This window comes from Nocardia brevicatena NBRC 12119 (genome assembly GCF_000308495.1).
Taxonomy (GTDB): domain Bacteria; phylum Actinomycetota; class Actinomycetes; order Mycobacteriales; family Mycobacteriaceae; genus Nocardia; species Nocardia brevicatena.
Genome location: NZ_BAFU01000058.1, coordinates 66,765 through 85,356, shown reverse-complemented (window position 1 = coordinate 85,356; position 18,592 = coordinate 66,765). Strand labels below are relative to the sequence as shown.

The following is an 18,592-nucleotide window of genomic DNA, read 5'->3' as shown; positions in this document are numbered from 1 at the left end:
TGTCCGCACCACATACAGGAGCCGATACTGTTCGGCCGTCGTGGGTGATCCCGGCGAGCACCGGGAACGGAGAGAGCGTCGGAAGGTGGGAGGGCGGCGGGACAAGTGACTTTGGTCCCTTCTCGGCCGGCCGCCGGTTGATTCCCGTGACTACGCCGGGCCCTATACCCGGCGCCGAGTGAGGAGTGGAATCGGCGTATCACCGATCCTGCGTCATCAGAGGAGACATCATGAGCCTGCTTCCCACCCACCGTGAGTCGCTACTGTCGGAGCTGAACGATCTGTGGAATTCCTTCGCCCCCGCCGGGCTCGCGCCGGTGTCGGGCAGTCACCTGTTGCGGGTGGAGGACGCGGTCGAGGACGGCCGGTACGTTGTGCGCACCGAGATCCCCGGTGTCGATCCCGCCGAGGACATCGATGTGTCCGTCCAGGGCCGACAGTTGGTGATCAAAGCTCAGCGCACCGAGAGGAAGACCGAGAAGGGGCATTCGGAGTTCAGCTACGGCTCTTTCTACCGTTCCGTCCCGTTGCCGCAGGGCGCCCGGGCAGACGATATCAAGGCCACATACACCAAGGGCATCCTCACGGTCGAGGTTCCGATGGGAGAGCCGGAGGAGGTTGCCAAGAAAATCGAAGTCAAGGCTACCGAGCAATAGCGCGAACCCCCCGACGGCGGGGTCGGCCGGCCCGGTTCACAGAAGCCGTGGCACCGGTCGGCGGTGTGAATGCCGAGCGATCACGCCGACCCGCCACGCGGCGAGACATCCGGGCGGACCGGCGTCGGTGGCTTTCTCGACCTGTTCACCCCTCGCTCGCCGACTCCGGTCGGTCACGTCCTACATCGAGGGTATCGATAGCGGCCTGGAGTTTGTCGACGGCCTGCGCCGCCACCTCCCGCAGTCCGGGTTCGTCCGTCACTTCGACCATCAACTCGGGGTTCATCGCCTCGACGAGGACCGCATTCTCGGCGGAGACGTCGCGGCGCACGACCACATTGCACGGCAGTAGCAATCCGATCTGCCGGTTCACGTTCACCGCGTGGTACGCCAACGACGGGTTGCATGCGCCGAGTATCAGGTAATCCTCCACGTCCTCATCGATTTTCGTCTTCAGGGTGGCCTTCACGTCGATCTCGGTGAGGACGCCGAAGCCCTGCTCCGACAGTGCTTGCCGGGTGCGCGCGACGGCCTCGTCGAAGGTGGTGTGCACAGTGGTGGACAATGCGAGCTTCATGATCGACTCCTCTCCGGATGTCGGGCGTATGCGGCCTTCGGCCTCCTGGCCGGCAATCGAACAGCCCACGCCGGCGGGATTGCCGGTCAGGGCAGGGGCGCACTCCAGTGCAGAATGGTGCCGCCTTTCGGTCCGTCGGTGATTCGGCACGCGCCGCCCGCCTGTTCGGCGCGTGCCGCCAGATTGGCCAGACCGCTACGTCGGTCGCAGTCGGCGGGGATGCCGAGGCCGTCGTCGGTGATGGCGAGGGTGACCTCGTCGTCGACGCGCAGGTCGATCGATAGCGTGGTGGCGTGGGCATGGCGTACGACGTTGCTGACCGCCTCGCGTAGCACGGCCTCGACATCGTCGGACAGTGGTGGGGCGAGAACGGTCATGGGCCCGGACAGGCGAACCGAGGTGCGCAGATCGGTGTCGGCGGTCATCTCGGTGACGAGACCGTGCAGCCGTTTGCGGTAGTTGGTCGAACCGACGGTGGTGTGGTGGTGCAGGTCGAAGATCGAGTGCCGGATGTCCTCCACGATGGATTGCAGGTCTTCGATGGTTTCGGTCAGCCGTTTCTTCACCTCGGGGGCGCGGGCGCGCTGGAGCGTGCCCTGCAGGCCCAGACCGACGGCGAAGAGGCGTTGGATCACGTGATCGTGCAGGTCGCGGGCGATGCGGTCGCGGTCGGCGACCACGTCGAGGTCGCGCATCCGGCGTTGGGTTTCGGCCAGTTGCAGAGCGAGTGCCGCCTGGTCGGCGATAACGGCCATCATGGCCTGGGCGGCGGGGTCGAGGACCGCGGTGCCGGCGGGCTGCACGATCGCGAGCACACCGATAACCGTTTCCTTGGTTCGCAGCGGAAGCATCAGCGCCGGACCCAGCCGGGCTGCGATGTCCGGACGAACGATCTCCGGACGAACACTGTCGTGGATACGGTCGATGACGGTCATGCGTCCGTGCCGGAACACCTCACCCACATACGACTCGCACAGCGACAACCTTTTCCCGCGTAGGACGTGCTCTCCTTGGCCCGCCGCGGCGACCACGATCAGCTCGCTCACCTCGGCGAGGGGCAGGTCGGGGTCTTCCGGCAGGGCGATGAAGGTGCAGGTCGCTCCGGTGAGGGAGAGCGCGCGCTCGGTGACGAGGTCGAGTACTTCGTGGGGTTCGCCGCCGGCGAGGAATTCGGTGGCCACGTCCCTGGTCGCTTCCAGCCAGCGTTGCCGAGTGCGGGCCTGTTCATAGAGCCGGGCGTTCTCGATGGCGATACCGGCCGCCGCGGCGAGCGCCTGTACCACGACCTCGTCGTCCTCGGTGAAGTCCTGTCCGCCGGTCTTCTCGGTGAGATAGAGATTGCCGAACACCTCGTCGCGGACCTTCACCGGTACTCCGAGGAAACTTTTCATCGGCGGATGGTGGGCCGGAAAGCCGACCGACGACGGGTGGCTGGAGATATTGCTCAAGCGAATCGGTTTGGGGTCTGCTATGAGCACCCCCAATACACCGTGGCCGCGGGGGAGATCGCCGATCAGGACCCGGGTGCGGTCATCGATGCCCTCATAGATGAACTCGGCCAGTTGGTTGCTGGTCTTGTCGGTTTCCCGAACACCCAGGGCACCGTATTCGGCGTCGACCAATTCGATGGCGGTGTGCACGATCGACCGGAGGGTGTCGTCCAGGTCCAGGCCCGCGGTGATGGACAGCATGGCCTCCATCAGTCGGTCCATCCGGTCGCGCACGTCGACGATTTGGGCAATACGGTCCTGGACCTCGCGCAGCAGTTCGTGGAGTCGCAGCTGTGACAGGGTCTCGGTCACCGGAGGTTGCCCACCCACCCCGGACACCTTGGATCCCATAATGGTCATTGTCTCATCGGCCCGGCGCCCTGGCCAACCTCTCCGCGCTCGGCGCCGGTATCACTCGTGCCGCCTGCCGGGTGCGTTGAGCTTCGAGGCGAGCACAGCGGCCTGGGTGCGTCGTTCGACACCCAGCTTGGTCAGTAGCCGCGACACATAGTTCTTCACCGTTTTCTCGGCCAGGAACATCCGACCGGCGATCTGCCGGTTGGTCAGCCCTTCACCGAGCAATGCGAGCAGTGTGCGCTCCTGGTCGGTCAAGGCGGCCAATGGCCCGGTCGCGGCTTCGGCCTCGGCACGAAGCTTGGTCATCAACGCGGCCGCGGCGCGATTGTCCAGCAGCGATTTGCCCGCCCCGATCTCACGGATGGCGCTGATCAACTGCAGGCCGGCGATATCCTTGACGACATAGCCGCCGGCCCCGGCCAGGATCGCATCGAGCATGGCCTGTTCATCGGTGAACGATGTCAGCATCAGGCATCGCAGCTCCGGGTTCGCCGAGAGCAGCTCTCGGCACAGTTCTATGCCATTGCCGTCGGGCAGGCGCACATCGAGGACCGCGACATCGGGCCGCAGTGCGGGGATGCGGGCCAGCGCCTGGGAGGCGTTCGCCGCTTCACCGACCACCGCCAGGTCCGGTTCCGAGCCGATAAGGTCGGCGACTCCACGTCGCACGATCTCATGGTCGTCGACCAAGAACACCCTGATCACCGGCACACCTCCCTCTCCTCAAGAGCATTTCCAGCGTACGGACCGGATGAGTTCCCGGCGCGGCGGAATCGTCCCCGAATTCGGGGACGAAAGACCCTTGACCGCTTCTACTTCTACGGTTTCCTACTCGCCATATACGTGGTCACAACCACCATGACGGCGAAGACGACAGCGATCACGCCGGCAGCCGTTGGCCAGTTCACGATGGTTCCTTTCCGAGGCCGTCCATGGGCGGGTTGTGCGTTCGTGGTGCGGACACCATCGATGGGTCCTTCGGTTCGGCGGCCCGGTGAGGATGCAGTGGAGATCGTGCCTCAAACGTATCGGGACCGGGTGGCATATCCACGCGGGCCCGGCTCGGCCGCCGCCGCGGAACGCGCCTGGTTCGCACCTGTCGCACCAGTGCATCGGCCGTCTCGGGTTCGAAGACGTCCGTGCCGGGCAACAGCACCGTCGCGGCCGCCACCGCGACGCCGAACTCACAAGCGGCGAGGCAGCTGTCGCCACGGGTGATGCGGTAGGTGAGGGCAGCGACGAGACTGTCGCCGGCGCAGGCGTCGCTGCGCGGCGGCCTGGGCAGCGGGGGAGCGGAAATCTCGTGGTCGGCCTCCGCGTCGGAGAACACGGCGCCGAGCCCGCCGACCGTCGTCACCGCGTGCCGTGTCGCTCCGGTTTCGAGCAAGTGCCGATTCGCCTGCCGGGCATCCGTGAAGGAGGCGATGGTGTGACCGATCAACCCCGCGGCCTCGATCCGGTCCAACCTGATCAGGAACGCGTCCTCGCCGCGCAGGCGCCGTAAGTGCCTGCCGGTGATATCGACGAGCACCGGTGTCGCGGCCGCCTGTGCTTCGCGCACCACTGTCGCGGCGAAGTCGTCCCGGACGCCCGGAGGAAAGCTGCCGGTGACGACGATCGCCCGGTAGGTGCTCGCCTCGGCCCGGATCGTCGCCAGGCACCGAGCGACTTCGGGGTCGGTCATCCTCGCCCCGGGAGGGACGATGTGGTAGCTGCGTTCGGTTCGGGTTTCGGCGACCACCAGGGCTTCGCGGGTTTCGCCCTCGACCGGTATCCGGAGCCGGTCGAGGGCCTCCGTCTCGAGCAGGTGGTCCAGTCGTCCTCCGGAGACGTACATCGCCATAACCGCGCCACCGAGTCGTCGGATACAGCGCGCGACATTGATACCCCCGCCGCCTGCCCGGACGGACCGCACCCGGGCGCGGTTCTTGCCCTCACCCGCCAGTCGGTCGACCTCGAGACATATGTCGACGGCAGGGTTCAGCGTCACGGTGAGTATTCGGGGCGGTGTTCGTCGCTCGGGTGCCCCGGTCGCCGAGACGCGGTGGTCGCGGGCCTCGGATTCGTCACCGACCGGGTGCTGGTTCGGGGCGGTGTTCGTCGCTCGGGTGCCCCGGTCGCCGAGACGCGGTGGTCGCGGGCCTCGGATTCGTCACCGACCGGGTGCTGGTCGGAACGCATGATTCCTCCTGACAGTGGATTGGGCCGACCGGGCCGCGGAGTCCTGCGCGCCGTCGACGCCGCCGCGGAATTTCCGGGAAGGGCTCAACGCCCGTTCGTGGCCGGTGGCCCGGGAGCCGGTGTCTGCGCCGGGCGAGCCGGCTCGGATGTGCGATGTTCGTCGGCTTCGGCGAGCCGGCGCGCCAGTAGGCGCAATGTCTTCGCCAGGCGGGCGTGGGCTTCCCGGGCGATCGACTGCAGCGCGGGCACGCTCCGCTGTGCGAACAGCTCGGGGTCGACCGCCTCGACGACCGTCGTTTCACCGTCGGTGCGTAGGCTCACGGTGCAGGGCAACAACGGATTGTGGCGGTCGGTCGCCAACGCGTCCCGGATGAGATCGGGAGCGTAGGCGCAGATGAGGAGGTAGTTCCCGATTTCGATCCCGGAGCGTGCGGCCGGCATCGCACGCACATCGAATTCCGCCGCCATGTCGAAGCCGTTGTCGTGCAGGGCCTCGCGGGTGGCCTCGCCGGCCGCGTCGAACGGTGCCGTTACCCGCACGATCAGCGCGCTCGAAGCGATCGGGACGCGAATCTCGGTGCACAGGTCGTCGGCGGTGACGGCCTCGTCCGGTCCCACCAGATACACCTCGGTAGGCGGCCCGACCGCGTGCAGATCGGAGTTCTGAATCCATCGGTCCAGTGCCCGGTAGGCCGCATCGATATGGCTGTAGTCACCTCGATGGCTCGTGTGGGCGAAGAGTTGCCCTCGGGTGCGGCGGACCGTGAACTCCTCGACCTCGCCGCCGGGTACAGGGGTGGTGACCGGCAGATCGAAATCGACCTCGGTGGTGGTGCCGGGCCGGAAATCTCCGTGGTAGGTGGTGGCCGGCGGGCCTATCGGCAACAGACCGAGATCACGGGCCATCGTGTACAGCGCGCCCATGCCGGCTCCGATATCGTCTCCCGGGTGTTCGGCCCGCACGGTCCGGCGCAAGCCGAGCACGGTGTGCGGGGCGGACTCGTCGATGCCGATCCTGTACGCCATGACCGTCGGCTCCTCAGCTTCTTCCGGCGAGCAGGTCCGACTCGGTGCGGCCGAGCCGCGCTCCCCATTGCCGGGCGCGGTCGAGCTCCGCGGGGCCGAGTGAGCCGGGGGTGTCCTCGACACAGAAGTCGATCGGCGTGGCGGCCAGGGTGAAACCGAACATCGACTCGTAGACGATCAGTGCACACATGGCGGCTCTCCTGTCGGCCGGTGGCTCGTGGCTTCGACGCTACGGAGCCGCCCCGGCACCGCCCAGTGCCGACCGGCCCCGATGAAGGGACCTTCGGCCGTCGTGCGGCCGGGCCTCTGCTCGGCCGCGGGTATCGGTGCGCGACGGGTACCGCGTATCGGGCCACCGCCGATGGATGGTCGGCGGTGGAGACGAGGTACTTGGTTCCCCCGGGGAAGGGGCATTCGACTCTGTGTTGTTCCGGACCTCGGTGCTGGTATCGATGCGAAGAACCACATGGGGAGCGGGTGATCAGGTGACCGAATCCGAGCTGTCCCCGGGAGACGATATCGGTCCTCGGCGAGCTGTCGCGATCGAGCGGGCGGAAGCGCTACGTCTGCTCGCGAGCGTGCCGTTCGGGCGGATCGTGTTCACCGACGACGCGCTGCCCGCCGTGCGGCCGGTGACCCATGTGATCGCCGACAGCGGGGCGGTGATCGTGCGAACCCGTCCGTTCCCGGGGTTGGGCTCGACGGTGATTCAGGGGCGATCGGTGGTGGTCGCGTATGAAGCCGACGATATCGACCCGGTTCAGGGACTCGGCTGGTCGGTGGTCATCACCGGTCTGGCTCGCATCGTCACCGTACCCGACCTCGCCGCCGAGTACGCCCGTCTGCTCGGCCGGTGGGTCGAGCGGGAAGGCGGTGTCATCATCGGGATCGAACCCACTCTTGTCTCCGGCACCAAATTGATCGAGGAGGTCGTGATGTGACCCGGTCCCAGGGTGCTCGTGGAACATCCACTGTCGTGACGATGCGAGCATGGCGGGTGGATTCGCCGCGGGCCGTGGACCGAGAACCGCTCACGATACGCAGCGAGCCGATCCCGGAACCAGGCGCGGGGGAGCTGCTGGTGCGGGTGCTCGCCTGCGGGGTATGCCGCACCGACCTGCATGTCGTGGAGGGAGATCTGCCGGTCCACCGTCCCCACGTCGTGCCGGGGCACGAGGTCGTGGCGGAGGTGATCGATACCGATCACGTGGACACGAGCGAGTTCGCCGTGGGCGATCGGGTGGGGATTCCTTGGCTGCGCCACACCTGCGGGGTGTGTGAGTTCTGTCGTCGCGGTGCGGAGAATCTGTGCCCACGCTCACGCTACACCGGCTGGGACGCCGACGGCGGTTACGCCGAGTACACCACCGTCCCCGCCGGTTTCGCATTGCCCCTGCCCACCGGTTACGACGATCGGGAGCTGGCACCGTTGCTGTGCGCCGGCATCATCGGCTACCGCGCGCTGACCCGGGCGGCGCTGCCGGACGGGGGTGTGCTGGGCATATACGGCTTCGGCGGCAGTGCGCATCTGACAGCACAGGTCGCTCTCGCACGGGGCGCGCGGGTCCATGTCATGACCAGGGGTGCCGCGGCGAGGGCGCTCGCGCTCGACCTCGGTGCCATATCCGTGCAGGAAGCCGCGGCAGCGCCGCCGGAGCGGCTGGATTCGGCCATCTTGTTCGCGCCTGTCGGCGAACTGGTCCCGCCCGCGTTGGAAGCGCTCGCCGCGGGGGGAACGCTCGCGTTGGCGGGCATACACCTTACGGATATCCCGCCGCTGAACTATCAGCGGCATCTGTTCCGGGAACGTCAGATTCGCAGCGTCACCTCCAATACGCGCGCCGATGCGCGCGCGTTCCTGACCTTCGCGCAGCGGCATCGGCTCGATGTGACGACACATCGGTACCCGCTCGATCGTGCCGACCACGCCCTGGCCGACCTGTCACATGGTCGTTTCGATGGTGCGGCGGTGCTGGTGCCCTGATCGGACGGTTCGTTTCGCTGTCCGGCCGCACAGTCGGGCCGGGCTCAGGGGCCGCTGCCCGGCGGGACGCCGTGCCATCGAGCCGCCGCTTCGGCCGCAACGATGTCCAGCGGTCGGGTGGTGTCGAGCGTGTCGGCCTCGGGCCAGGCCGAGGCCGAATCCGCTATCGCGTGCGCGATTTCGGGGGTGGCGTCGGACTCCGTCGGCGGTCTGTCACGCAGCCTGCGGTCGGCCGTCGCGCGCGGGCACTCGCAGCGCAACCGCACCGGTTCCGCACCGGCCGCCGCGGCGAGTTCGAGGGCCCGCTGCCGTTGGAACGTATCGGACCAGCTCGCGTCCAGCACGACCGAGATCCCGGCGGCGAGCAACCGTCGGGCCCGGTCGAACAGTTCGGTGTACACCCGCGATCTGGCGTCCGGGGAATAGGTGCCGACATCGTAGCCGCCGACGGTACCGGATACCTCGCCCCGGGCGACCAGTTCCTTGCGCACGTGATCGGAGGCGAGCACGCGCGAGCCGGTTGCCGCCGCGAGCCGGTTCGCGACCGTCGTCTTACCGGTGCCCGGAAGTCCTCCGACCAATGCCAGGCGAATCGCGCCCTGGCCCAAGTGCTGCTCGGCCAGCGAGATATGGCGCCGGATTCGGTCACGCGCGGCGACATCGCCTTGGCCGAAGCGGATGGTATCGACCTTGGCCCGCACCAGCGCCCGATAGGCCCGGTAGTGATGGGCCAGCGACGGGGGCGCGTCGTCCGAGCTGAGACGCAGGTAATCCGCGATCAGTGCGGCGGCCTGCTCGCGATGGCCGAGGAACTCGAGATCCATGGCGAGGAAGGCGATGTCGTCGAGGCGGTCGATGTGGCGGAGTCGGTCGTCGAAGTCCAGACAATCCAGTATTCGGAAGCCGTCGGGAAGGTCGAAGATGTCCTGGGCGAGCAGGTCGCCGTGCCCGTCCACGATTCGGCCGTCGGCGATGCGGTGCGCGAACAACGAGGTTCGGCCCTGGATGTAGCGGACCGCCTGGCCTTCGATGTCGGCGATGCGGCCGGGTTCGATCAGGTCGTCCGGCTGTTCCCGCAGTGCGCCCAGGACCGTGAACCACCGGTCGCGCAACGCCTCCGCCGTTCCGGCGCGGTCGATATCGGCGCCTCGGCGTGCCCGGTCGTGAAACGCGACGAGGGTCTGCACCAGGACCGGCAGTCTCGTTCCGTCGGCCGTCGGATCGGAGAGAACGGCGGAAAGCCGTCGCTGTTCGGGCATCCGTCGCATGACGAGCACCGGTTCGTCGGGACCACCGAGGGGGTCGGACAGATGCGCGACACCGAGATAGACATCGGGTGCGATCCGCCGGTTGAGCTCGTACTCGCGTAGACACGCCTGTTCCCGGGAACGTGGGGTCCCGAAGTCGAGAAAGTCGGTCGTGACCGCCTTCTTGACCTTGTACGCGCGTTCGCCGAACAGTACGACCAGACCGGTGTGTGTCTCGTGCAGGAGCGCTCCCGCGTCCGTGGCCGTGGCGAACGCGGGCGCCGGTGGCATCGTCTGCGGACGAGCCGGTGCCGGGCTCATTCGGAAGTCCTGGGCGACAGCGCGTGATCGAGCAACAGGCGTCGTTCGGCGGCGGCGATCGCGCGCCGCGCCGCGGGCACGGCGTCCGGTGTCACCGAAATCGAGGTGATGCCCATCCGGACGAGTTGTTCGGCGAATTCGGGACGGTTCGACGGCGCCTGTCCGCACAGCGAAGATGTGATGCCCAGACCGCGGGCGGTGGTGACGATGCGGGAGATCGCCTCCAGTACGGCCGGGTCGGATTCGTCGAACAGTTCGCTGCACTGGTCGGAATCACGGTCGACGCCGAGCATCAACTGGGTCAGGTCGTTGCTGCCGATGGAGACCCCATCGATGCCGAGCCCGACGTAATGGGGCAGCCAGTACATCACCGAAGGGACCTCGGCCATCACCCAGCGGTGCAGACCGAGCCCGCTCCCGAGCGGGCTCGCGTCGATCAACTCCAGACACGCCTCGAGTTCCCAGCGGGTTCGCACGAACGGGATCATCAGGTGCAGATTCGGCGACTGCTCGCGAACTCGCGCCAGGGCGCACAGCTCGAGCCGGAACACCTCCGGTTCGCGCAGGTAGCGGTAGCAGCCCCGGTAGCCGATCATCGGGTTGTGCTCGACGGGTTCGTATCGCGAGCCTTCGGTCAGGGCGCGGAACTCGTTACTGCGGAAATCACTGGCCCGGTAGATCACCGGACGGGGGTGGAACGCCGCGGTGATATGCCGCAGCGGCTCCACCATGCGGTCCACGAACAGATGCTGTTCGCCGCGGGCAATGAGGTCACGCGGGTGGCGGCCGTCCAGCGCTCGGGTGAGCAGGGTTTCCGCGCGCAGCAACCCGACGCCGTCGACATCGGTCGCGGCGACGCGTTCGGCGGTCTCGGGTAGAGCGAGGTTGACGTACACCCGGGTGGCGGTCGGCTCGGCCGCGATACCCGGAGCGCCCGGGGGCACGGATTCCCCGGCGGCGGTGCTCGCTCGGGTTCCACCGGCGCGGATCTCTCCGGTGGAGCCGTCGACCGTCACGGTCGTGTGGTCGGCGAGTGCCGAGGTCGCCGTTCGCGCGCCGACAACACACGGTATGCCGAGTTCGCGCGCGACAATGGCGGCGTGGCAGGTCATTCCGCCGCTGTCGGTGACCACTGCGGCGGCGTGTCCCAGGGTGGGCAGCCAGTCCGGGTTGGTCATCGGCGCCACCAGGATTTCGCCGTCGCGCAGGGTATGTCCCTGTGCGGGTGAGGACAGGACTCGAACGGCTCCCGTGGCCACACCCGGCGCGGCGGCCAACCCACGGACCAGCACATCGGATCGTATCGGACCGGCGTCCTCGTGTTGCGGGGGCGTATCGGCAAGTGTGGTGATCGGACGGGCCTGCACCAGCCACAGTGTGTCGGTGTCGAACACCCATTCGACATCCTGGGGTGTGCCGGAGTGATGCTCCTGGACGGCGAGGGCCAGGCGTGCGACGGCGACCGCCTCGGTTTCGCTCAGCACGGGGTTGGTCGTGTCGGTGCCGGTCAGCCGCACCCGTCGGTCGCCGTCCGGTCCCGCCGTGATCGCGTACTCCTGGTGGCCGCGGCGGGTGGTCACCAGGGTGGGGCCCGTCGCGTCGAGAAGGTAGGTGTCGGGTTCGGTGGCGCCGGAGACCACGACCTCGCCCTGGCCCCGTGCTGCCTCGACCACCACTCGGTCCCGGCGTCCGGATGCCGGGTCGGCGGTGAAGGCAACCCCGGACCGCTGGGCGGTGACCATCCGCTGGACGACGACGGCCATCTGTGGGTGGGCGGTGATTCCACGCCGGGCACGATAGGCCACCACGCGGGGCGTGAACAGTGAGGCCCAGCAGTCGATGACGGCAGCGAGCAGCTTATCGTCGCCGCACACATTGGTGCGGGTCAGATTCATCCCCGCGAAGGAGGCGGTCGCGCTGTCCTCACCCACCGCGGACGAGCGGACGGCGACCGTGGCGTTCTCGCCGAGGCCGTGATACTCGGACAGGATCATGTCGCGTATCGAGGTGTCGAAGGCGGTGTCGTGTACCAGTTCGCGCATCGCCGCGCACTGCTCGGCGGTACGGAGTTCGTCGCCGGCCGCCGCCAATGCGGCGGTGTGCAGGCGTTCCAACTCCGCGCCATGCGGTCCGTGCGCTATCACCTGCTCATAACACGACCGCAGGATCACGAAGCCGGGCGGCACCGGCAGCCCCGTCGCCACCAGTTCGCCCAGGTTCGCTCCCTTGCCTCCGGCCTCGTCGGCGTCTGTCAGCCGCAGGTCCGCGAACGGCGCTACATATCGGCCCATTTCGACTCCTTCGGTGCCTTACTCGACGGTTCAGGGACGGATGACATCCGTTTTCGCGTCCGGCAGCCCGAGCGTGTCGGCGACGGTCGCCGACCATGCGCGGATCGCGGCCCAATCGCGGGTGGAGCCCTGCTCGGTGGCGTAAAGGACCACAATGCGGTGGCTGTTCGATGTCATGGTCCGAGCGTCCCCCGCACCAGGGTGCGGCGGGGAGAGTCCTGATACCCCCGCCGGGGGGACCATCGACCCGATAGGGGAACGTGACGCGGTGGGGCCCGGGGCGAGTACTGCCGGATGACACCGTGACAGGTGACTTTCGGCTGTCCCGGCCGGGCTCTGGACGCGCGAGGCTGATGGTCGGACCCATCCTTCGACGAGAGGTTGCCGATATGAGCGCCTTCACCGGCCGCAGTGCGATCGTCACCGGCGGGGCCCGCGGGATCGGCGCCGCAGTCGTACGCGCGCTGGCCAAGGAACATATCAATGTCGTCGCTGCCGACCTGCTCGAACAGGAAGGTGCGGCATTGGCCGAATCGGTGGGACCGCAAGCGGTGTTCCGGCGTCTCGACGTGACCGACGAAGCGGACTGGCGGCGCGTGATCGACGAGGCCGAGGCCGTATACGGTCCGCTGTCGATCCTGGTCAACAACGCGGGCATCGTCGATTTCAGGGGAATCGAGACGGAAACGCCCGCCATGTTCCGGCACGTGGTGGACGTGAACCTGTATGGCGCCTGGCTGGGTATGCATCTGGCCGTGCCGCATATGCGCGCGGCGGGGGGTGGGGTCATCGTGAACATCTCCTCCACCGCCGGGTTGGTGGGGTACGCGGGGGTCGGCGGGTATGTGGCCGGCAAATGGGGTCTGCGTGGTCTGACGAAGGCCGCCGCGCTGGAGTTGGGCCGCGCGGGTATTCGAGCGTGCTCGGTCCATCCGGGGCCGATCCATACGCCCATGACAGCGGCGATGGACGAATCGGTCGTTGCGGGCCAACCACTGGCGCGTTTCGGTGAACCGGAGGAAGTGGCGGCGATGGTGCGTTTCCTGATCACCGAGGCGACCTTCTCCACGGGCTCGGAGTTCGTGCTGGACGGCGGAGCCACCGCGGGTCGGGTACTGAACCTGCCCGAAGCGTCGTGACCACGGCACGCGTCATCGCCGCGCCCCCCGGGCCGCCGGTCGGGCCCGATCCGAGAGCGAGGAGCGAATATGACCGACATACATCCCGGCGCCGACACGGTACGCGCCGCATTGGCGCTGGCGGTCCGGGCGCCGTCGGTGCACAACACGCAACCATGGCAGTGGCAGGTGGGTGATCGAACGGTTCACCTGTACGCCGACGACGGTCGGCGCCTACCGCACGCCGATCCCGACGGACGCGACCAGATCATCAGCTGCGGCGCGGTGTTGCATCATTTCCGGATCGCGGTCAGATCCATGGGGTGGCGCACCATCGTGCACCGGCTCCCGAATCCCGCCGATCCGACGCACCTCGCGGCCATCGAGTTCGCCCGAGTCACACCGACGGCGGACATTGTCGAACTGGCGCGGGCGATCAACCGCAGGCGCACCGATCGACGGCAGGTCACCTCGTGGGAAATCCCGCCGGGACATCTGGGCACCCTGTTGGCCGCCGGTACCGAGGAGGGGGCCGGTGTCCGCGAGATCATCGGCGGAGCGAACCGTGCGGTACTGGTGGCGGCCTTCGCCTGGGCGGCCGAACAACACCGCGGTGACCCCGGCTACCGGTCCGAACTGTCGGTGTGGAGCGGCCGGCACGCGACACTGGATGGCGTGCCCGCGCGCAACGCCGTGCCGGTGGCGGAAGGTCCGCTCACCCGCGAGTTCGCCGTCGCCACCCAGAGCGAGGCGGTGGTCCGGGACATGACCGAGGGCGGCAGCCTGCTGTTGGTGCACACCCACGCCGATGACCGTCTGTCCTGGCTGCACGCCGGAGAGGCGGGCAGTGCCGTTCTGTTGTCGGCCACGGCGCTCGGAATGGCGACCTGCCCGATGTCGGAACCGCTCGAGTTGCCGCGTACCCGTGATCTCATTCGGGGTGACGTACTCGATGACATCGGCTACCCGCAGCTCATCATCCGGGTCGGCTGGGCTGCGACGAGCGCGGGCGAGGTACCGGTGAGCCCACGTCGTCCCCTGGCCGAGGTAATGGGTCCGTTACGGTGATCCGAAACCCGAGCGAGCGGGGCGCACGGCGAACGGTGGAAACGGCGCGGAGCGGCCCATGACGAATCGGCGTGCGGAGGTGCCGGACGACGCGCCCATCCTGGCGGCCGTCGACGGTTCGGCTCCGTCCTACCGGGCCGCGGCCTGGGCCGGCCTGGAAGCGAAACTGCGTGGTAAAGGACCGCATCTGCTCGTCTCGTGCGCCCCGGGTCCTGTCTCCAGGAAACCCCATCGAGATGTACAGGGCGGAGGTCGAGTGGCTGCGTGGCGACGGAGAGTGGATCCTGGCCGAGGCCGTCCGTATCGCCCAGGCCACCATGGCCGGCGCCCCTGGCCCGATCACCACCGAAATGACATTCGAGCTGATCACACCGGCACTGCTGGATCGCTCGGCGCAGGTGTGGATGCTGGTCGTCGGCAGTCGCGGTCGTGGCGGGATCAGCCGAACCGTTGTGGGCTCGCTCAGCTCGGCCGTGGCCGCGTACGCCCGGTGCCCTGTCACCGTCGTCTCCGATCTGTCGGCCACCGACCCGCTGTCGCGTCGCAAACCGGTGCTGGTGGGGGTGGACGGCAGCCCGGACAGTGAGGAGGCCCTCGAAGTGGCTTTCGCCGAGGCGTCGTATCGCGGGGTCGGGCTGGTGGCGGTGCGCTCCTGGAGCGATACCAGCGGAATCGCTCTGGCGTCCCGGTATTGGATACGGCGCGCGGTGCGGAGGAAGCGCTGCTCGGCGAGCATCCGGCCGGCCGGTCACAGCGGTTTCCGGACGTGAAGTTGGAACGGCTCGTGCGCCCCGACGCGCCGGCCCGCACGCTGGTCGACGAATCCGAGCGAGTCCAGTTGTTGGTCGTCGGGCGACGAGGGCGTGGTGGGACCGCCGGGACGATGCTCGGCGCCACCAGTGTCGCTCTGCTGTACGCGGCGCAGTGCCCCCTTCTCATCGCGCACCGGTGAGCCACGCCGCTCGAGGAGCAGCGGTGGCAGATGGCGAGGATTCCAGGGAATACGGCGATACCGTGAAACCCATGACGGATGATCTCGATTCCGGCTCGACGGAACGTGCGGAACCGGTGATTCTGGCGGCGGTGGACGGCTCGCCCGGTTCCTATCGGGCGGCGGCGTGGGCCGCCGTCGAGGCCCGGCTGCACGGATGCGAACTGCGCATCGTCACCTCGGTCGCGATCCCGGCCGGTTACGGTCCCGGCGCCACCCTGACCGAAGCGGATATCCAATGGCTGCGCGAGGAGGGCGAACGCGTTATCGCGGAGGCCGGTGAGGTGGCACGTACGGCCTCGCCGGGAAGCGAGCCCGGCATCGCCACCGAGATCATCGATGAACTCATCGCGCCGGCCCTCATCGAGCGATCGCGCCGGACGCGGATGCTGGTCGTGGGCAGCCGGGGAATGGGTGCCTTCCGGCGCGGACTGCTCGGTTCGGTGAGCACGGCCGTGACCCACCATGCGTGGTGCCCGGTTGCGGTGGTCCACTCCGATTCGGCGCTGGATATCGTATCGGCCACCCGACCGGTGCTCGTCGGGGTGGACGGCACGGACAACAGTGTCCCCGCTGTCGAACTGGCCTTCGCCGAGGCCGCCCGCAGGAATGTCGGGCTGATCGCGGTGCACGCGTGGAGCGACACCAGCGGACCCGATATCCCCGTCCAGGGCTGGGAAGGGGCGCGACAGTCGGCGGAGGCCGTGCTGGCCGAAAGCCTCGCCGGGTATGCCGAACGGTACCCGGATATCGCTGTGCGGCGGGTGGTCACGGCGAACCGGCCCGCACGCTCACTGCTCGACGAAGCGGTGAACGCTCAACTGGTTGTCGTCGGCAGCCATGGGCGAGGAGGGTTTGCCGGTATGGTCCTCGGTTCCACCAGCAATGCCCTCCTGCATGCCGTGGATACCCCGTTGATCGTCGTCCGTTCGCGGTACCGGCGGTACGCGACGAGACCGACACCGTGACGGCTCGCCTCGTCGAAGGCGATGGCTGTGGCCTGCATACCACAGGGCGACCCGTCGATGCCGACGACAATGAGAGACCCGGTGTGGGCGGTCATGATGCGGATTGCCTTTCGGCCGACGGCTCGACGAGCCGGAAAGCCACTCGGCCGGTATCGGAATTGCCACCGGCTCCTGGCCGGCGAAAATGCCGTCGAGCGGATCCCCGGCGGGAAACTCGCGGGTATAGGTAGCGCCGAACACATCGGCCGATGACCTGGCCGTGGCCTGGGCGATGACAATCGACACCCGGGAACCGGCCACTGTGCCCTGGCGCGGCCGGCGGCCGGGTATGCATGCTGGAACCGGATGTCGGTCCCGGTTAGGCGCTGTGCAACAGGACAGGAGCGGCAGTGAGGAGCCGACGCGCCGTTCGACACGGTTACGCACCCGAGCCGCAGGGGTGGGTCTGTCCAGAGCACCGGAGGAGTTCGGATGAGCCATCAGATGCCGGATGAGGAAACGGTCCGCACGGTGCTGGATCGGGCATGCCGGGCACCGTCGCTGCACAACAGCCAACCCTGGCGGTGGCGCTGGGACGGTATGACGCTCGGGTTGTACGTCGACGCCGAGCGGTTGTTGCCCGCCACGGACGCCTTCAATCGCCAAGGCATTCTCGCCTGCGGCGGGCTGCTCGACCACGCCCGGGTGGCGTGGGCGGTGGCGGGGTGGAGCGTGCGGGTCACGTGTCTGCCCGAACCGCCCGACCGCACGCACCTGGCCTCGTTCACGTTTCGGGAGCGGCGCGAGCCGCTCGAGGCCGACGAGTTGCTCGCGGCCGCCATCGACACCAGGTACACCGACCGGTCGCCGCTTGCCCCACCCGATGCGTGGGAGGAGCTCGAGCCGGTGCTGCGACATGTGTGCGCGCACCGGGATACCCATCTGAGCATCCTCGACGAGCAACACCGGACGGAGCTCGACCGAATCTCACGCACCACCGCGCACCTGCGACGATACGACCCGAGATATCAGGCGGAGCTGGTGTGGTGGGCCGGTACCGGCGCGTATGCCGAAGCGGGTGTCCCCTCTTCGAGCCTGCCGTCCTCGGACGTGTCCGCCCGCGTACCGGTGGGCCGGCGATTCCCCGTGGGCGGCGCGGGCGTGCACGGCGGTGTGCTCGGAAACGACCATGCGAGGGTGGTGGTGCTGTCGAGTCGCGACGATACGGTCGAGTCGGTTCTGGCCTGCGGCGCGGCGTTGTCGGCGGTGCTGCTGGAGTGCACTGCCGAGGGCATGTCCACCTGTGCACTGACGCATGTGACCGAGCTTCCTTCGGCGCGGGCGATGATCTCGGACCTCGCGGGAGACCGACATCCGCAGGTGCTCATTCGGATCGGGCGGACCGTCACACCACCGCCGCCGCATACCCCGCGCCGAGAGATCGGCGAAGTCTTCGAGGTCGTATCCGGTCCTCGGCGCCGGTAGCGGGGGAATACAGGCAGGTGTCTCGGGTCGCCGGAAGGGGCGGAAGCCATATCGGGCGATGACATTCTCGACAGCTGTCGGCAGCTACCCGTATAGGTCCGGGTACCCGAGGGAATCCCCGGCACCGAGAGGAGACGAGCCGAGATGACAGAGCTGCGCCCGCTGGACACCGGGTTCATGGAACTCGAAGATGTCGATCGCCACGTCAGCGCGGGAATCGGTGCGATAGCGATCCTGAGCGGACCGGTTCCCGCTCGTTCCGAGTTCGTCGAGGCGGTGGGGCGCTGGTCGCGGCAACCGCGGCTACGTCAGAAGGTGCGGCGAACGCCGTGGGATCTCACCGCACCGGTCTGGGTCGACGATCCCGCCTTCGACATCGACCGCCACCTGCGCTGGATGGCGCTTCCCGAACCGTATGACGAAACCGCCCTGTGGGAGTTGGTCGCCCATGTGATGGAAGAACGGCTGGATCGGGACCATCCGCTGTGGCAATGCGTTGTCGTCGAACGCGTGCGGCCGGATTGGTGGGCGTTGATCGTCAAGGCCCACCACAGCATGTGGACGGAGTATCGGGGATTTCGCTGTTGAAGCGGTTGTGCGATCGGCAGCCCGAGAAGACGACCGCCGCACCGGTGCGCTCTCGGGGCGGCCGGGAACGCCCCGAGGTGGGGAAATGGCTCCGACTGCCCTATGAGATCCCGCGCACGCTGGTCACAACGCTCCGTGCGGCCGGGCCGTTCGCCGCGAAGGACACCGCCGACCGCGGGTGACATCGCGCACGGCACTTCGGGTCCATCGACCCTTCCTGTTCTCGGGCCGGGCCGGTGTACTGGTCATGACCTCACCGGAAGGA

General features: G+C 68.0%; 20 protein-coding genes. 11 read left to right on the top strand and 9 right to left on the bottom strand.

Going from position 1 to position 18,592, the window contains the following annotated elements; all coding sequences use genetic code 11:
• The first annotated feature begins 230 nt into the window (after positions 1-230).
• Positions 231-656 (top strand): Hsp20/alpha crystallin family protein, encoded by a 426-nt coding sequence (locus tag ON20_RS14915; RefSeq protein ID WP_040836141.1) that lies wholly within the window; start codon positions 231-233, stop codon positions 654-656.
• Between the two features lie 145 nt (positions 657-801).
• Here the strand turns inward: ON20_RS14915 and ON20_RS14910 are convergent, their stop codons facing one another.
• From ON20_RS14910 to ON20_RS36450, 6 genes are all read right to left on the bottom strand, one after another.
• On the bottom strand, positions 802-1,233 hold the full coding sequence (locus ON20_RS14910; protein WP_040836252.1) for a DUF302 domain-containing protein: 432 nt from the start codon (positions 1,231-1,233) through the stop codon (positions 802-804).
• Positions 1,234-1,319: 86 nt separating this feature from the next.
• Positions 1,320-3,074 carry a sensor histidine kinase gene (locus tag ON20_RS14905; protein WP_040836140.1) on the bottom strand — a complete coding sequence of 585 codons (1,755 nt, stop codon included), beginning with the start codon at positions 3,072-3,074 and terminating at the stop codon, positions 1,320-1,322.
• Positions 3,075-3,134: 60 nt separating this feature from the next.
• Positions 3,135-3,785, bottom strand: coding sequence for a response regulator (locus ON20_RS14900; protein WP_040836251.1), 651 nt, complete (start codon positions 3,783-3,785; stop codon positions 3,135-3,137).
• 199 nt (positions 3,786-3,984) lie between these two features.
• Positions 3,985-5,070: a 1-phosphofructokinase family hexose kinase gene (locus ON20_RS14895; protein ID WP_245547245.1), complete on the bottom strand. Its 1,086-nt coding sequence runs from the start codon at positions 5,068-5,070 to the stop codon at positions 3,985-3,987.
• Between the two features lie 275 nt (positions 5,071-5,345).
• Positions 5,346-6,287, bottom strand: coding sequence for a DUF302 domain-containing protein (locus ON20_RS33155; protein WP_051162503.1), 942 nt, complete (start codon positions 6,285-6,287; stop codon positions 5,346-5,348).
• Positions 6,288-6,300: 13 nt separating this feature from the next.
• Positions 6,301-6,477 carry a hypothetical protein gene (locus ON20_RS36450; protein ID WP_157228859.1) on the bottom strand — a complete coding sequence of 59 codons (177 nt, stop codon included), beginning with the start codon at positions 6,475-6,477 and terminating at the stop codon, positions 6,301-6,303.
• A 295-nt stretch (positions 6,478-6,772) separates the two neighbouring features.
• Here ON20_RS36450 and ON20_RS14880 point away from each other — a divergent pair, with 295 nt between their 5' ends.
• Both ON20_RS14880 and ON20_RS14875 read left to right on the top strand, forming a co-directional pair.
• Positions 6,773-7,228, top strand: coding sequence for a pyridoxamine 5'-phosphate oxidase family protein (locus tag ON20_RS14880; protein ID WP_245547244.1), 456 nt, complete (start codon positions 6,773-6,775; stop codon positions 7,226-7,228).
• Between the two features lie 41 nt (positions 7,229-7,269).
• Entirely contained in the window at positions 7,270-8,271 is a 1,002-nt protein-coding gene (locus tag ON20_RS14875; protein WP_040836242.1) for a zinc-binding alcohol dehydrogenase family protein, read from the top strand.
• 44 nt (positions 8,272-8,315) lie between these two features.
• Here the strand turns inward: ON20_RS14875 and ON20_RS14870 are convergent, their stop codons facing one another.
• From ON20_RS14870 to ON20_RS36445, 3 genes are read right to left on the bottom strand one after another with little or no spacing between them, the layout of a single operon-like run.
• Complete coding sequence (locus ON20_RS14870) at positions 8,316-9,839, bottom strand: bifunctional aminoglycoside phosphotransferase/ATP-binding protein (protein ID WP_245547243.1); 1,524 nt, start codon at positions 9,837-9,839, stop codon at positions 8,316-8,318.
• Entirely contained in the window at positions 9,836-12,130 is a 2,295-nt protein-coding gene (ppsA, locus tag ON20_RS14865) for a phosphoenolpyruvate synthase (RefSeq protein ID WP_040836138.1), read from the bottom strand. The genes ON20_RS14870 and ppsA overlap by 4 nt, the downstream gene beginning before the upstream one ends.
• A 30-nt stretch (positions 12,131-12,160) precedes the next feature.
• Positions 12,161-12,307, bottom strand: a complete 147-nt coding sequence (locus ON20_RS36445) for a hypothetical protein (RefSeq protein WP_157228858.1) — start codon at positions 12,305-12,307, stop codon at positions 12,161-12,163.
• A gap of 212 nt (positions 12,308-12,519) precedes the next feature.
• Between ON20_RS36445 and ON20_RS14860 the strand changes: the two genes are divergently transcribed.
• The 8 genes from ON20_RS14860 (at position 12,520) to ON20_RS33140 (ending at position 18,509) form a co-directional block, all read left to right on the top strand.
• On the top strand, positions 12,520-13,269 hold the full coding sequence (locus ON20_RS14860; protein ID WP_040836137.1) for an SDR family NAD(P)-dependent oxidoreductase: 750 nt from the start codon (positions 12,520-12,522) through the stop codon (positions 13,267-13,269).
• Positions 13,270-13,338: 69 nt separating this feature from the next.
• Positions 13,339-14,316, top strand: a complete 978-nt coding sequence (locus tag ON20_RS14855) for an Acg family FMN-binding oxidoreductase (RefSeq protein ID WP_040836136.1) — start codon at positions 13,339-13,341, stop codon at positions 14,314-14,316.
• A 236-nt stretch (positions 14,317-14,552) separates the two neighbouring features.
• On the top strand, positions 14,553-15,086 hold the full coding sequence (locus tag ON20_RS33150; RefSeq protein WP_051162499.1) for a universal stress protein: 534 nt from the start codon (positions 14,553-14,555) through the stop codon (positions 15,084-15,086).
• Positions 15,083-15,268: a universal stress protein gene (locus ON20_RS36440; protein WP_157228857.1), complete on the top strand. Its 186-nt coding sequence runs from the start codon at positions 15,083-15,085 to the stop codon at positions 15,266-15,268. The genes ON20_RS33150 and ON20_RS36440 overlap by 4 nt, the downstream gene beginning before the upstream one ends.
• A 71-nt stretch (positions 15,269-15,339) precedes the next feature.
• The gene (locus ON20_RS14845) at positions 15,340-16,275 is read left to right on the top strand and encodes a universal stress protein (RefSeq protein WP_040836239.1); all 936 of its coding nucleotides are present in this window, start codon (positions 15,340-15,342) and stop codon (positions 16,273-16,275) included.
• A 471-nt stretch (positions 16,276-16,746) separates the two neighbouring features.
• The gene (locus ON20_RS14840; RefSeq protein ID WP_040836135.1) at positions 16,747-17,739 is read left to right on the top strand and encodes an Acg family FMN-binding oxidoreductase; all 993 of its coding nucleotides are present in this window, start codon (positions 16,747-16,749) and stop codon (positions 17,737-17,739) included.
• A 144-nt stretch (positions 17,740-17,883) separates the two neighbouring features.
• On the top strand, positions 17,884-18,327 hold the full coding sequence (locus ON20_RS14835) for a wax ester/triacylglycerol synthase domain-containing protein (protein ID WP_051162497.1): 444 nt from the start codon (positions 17,884-17,886) through the stop codon (positions 18,325-18,327).
• Positions 18,324-18,509, top strand: coding sequence for a hypothetical protein (locus ON20_RS33140; RefSeq protein WP_051162494.1), 186 nt, complete (start codon positions 18,324-18,326; stop codon positions 18,507-18,509). The genes ON20_RS14835 and ON20_RS33140 overlap by 4 nt, the downstream gene beginning before the upstream one ends.
• The last annotated feature ends 83 nt before the right edge of the window (positions 18,510-18,592 follow it).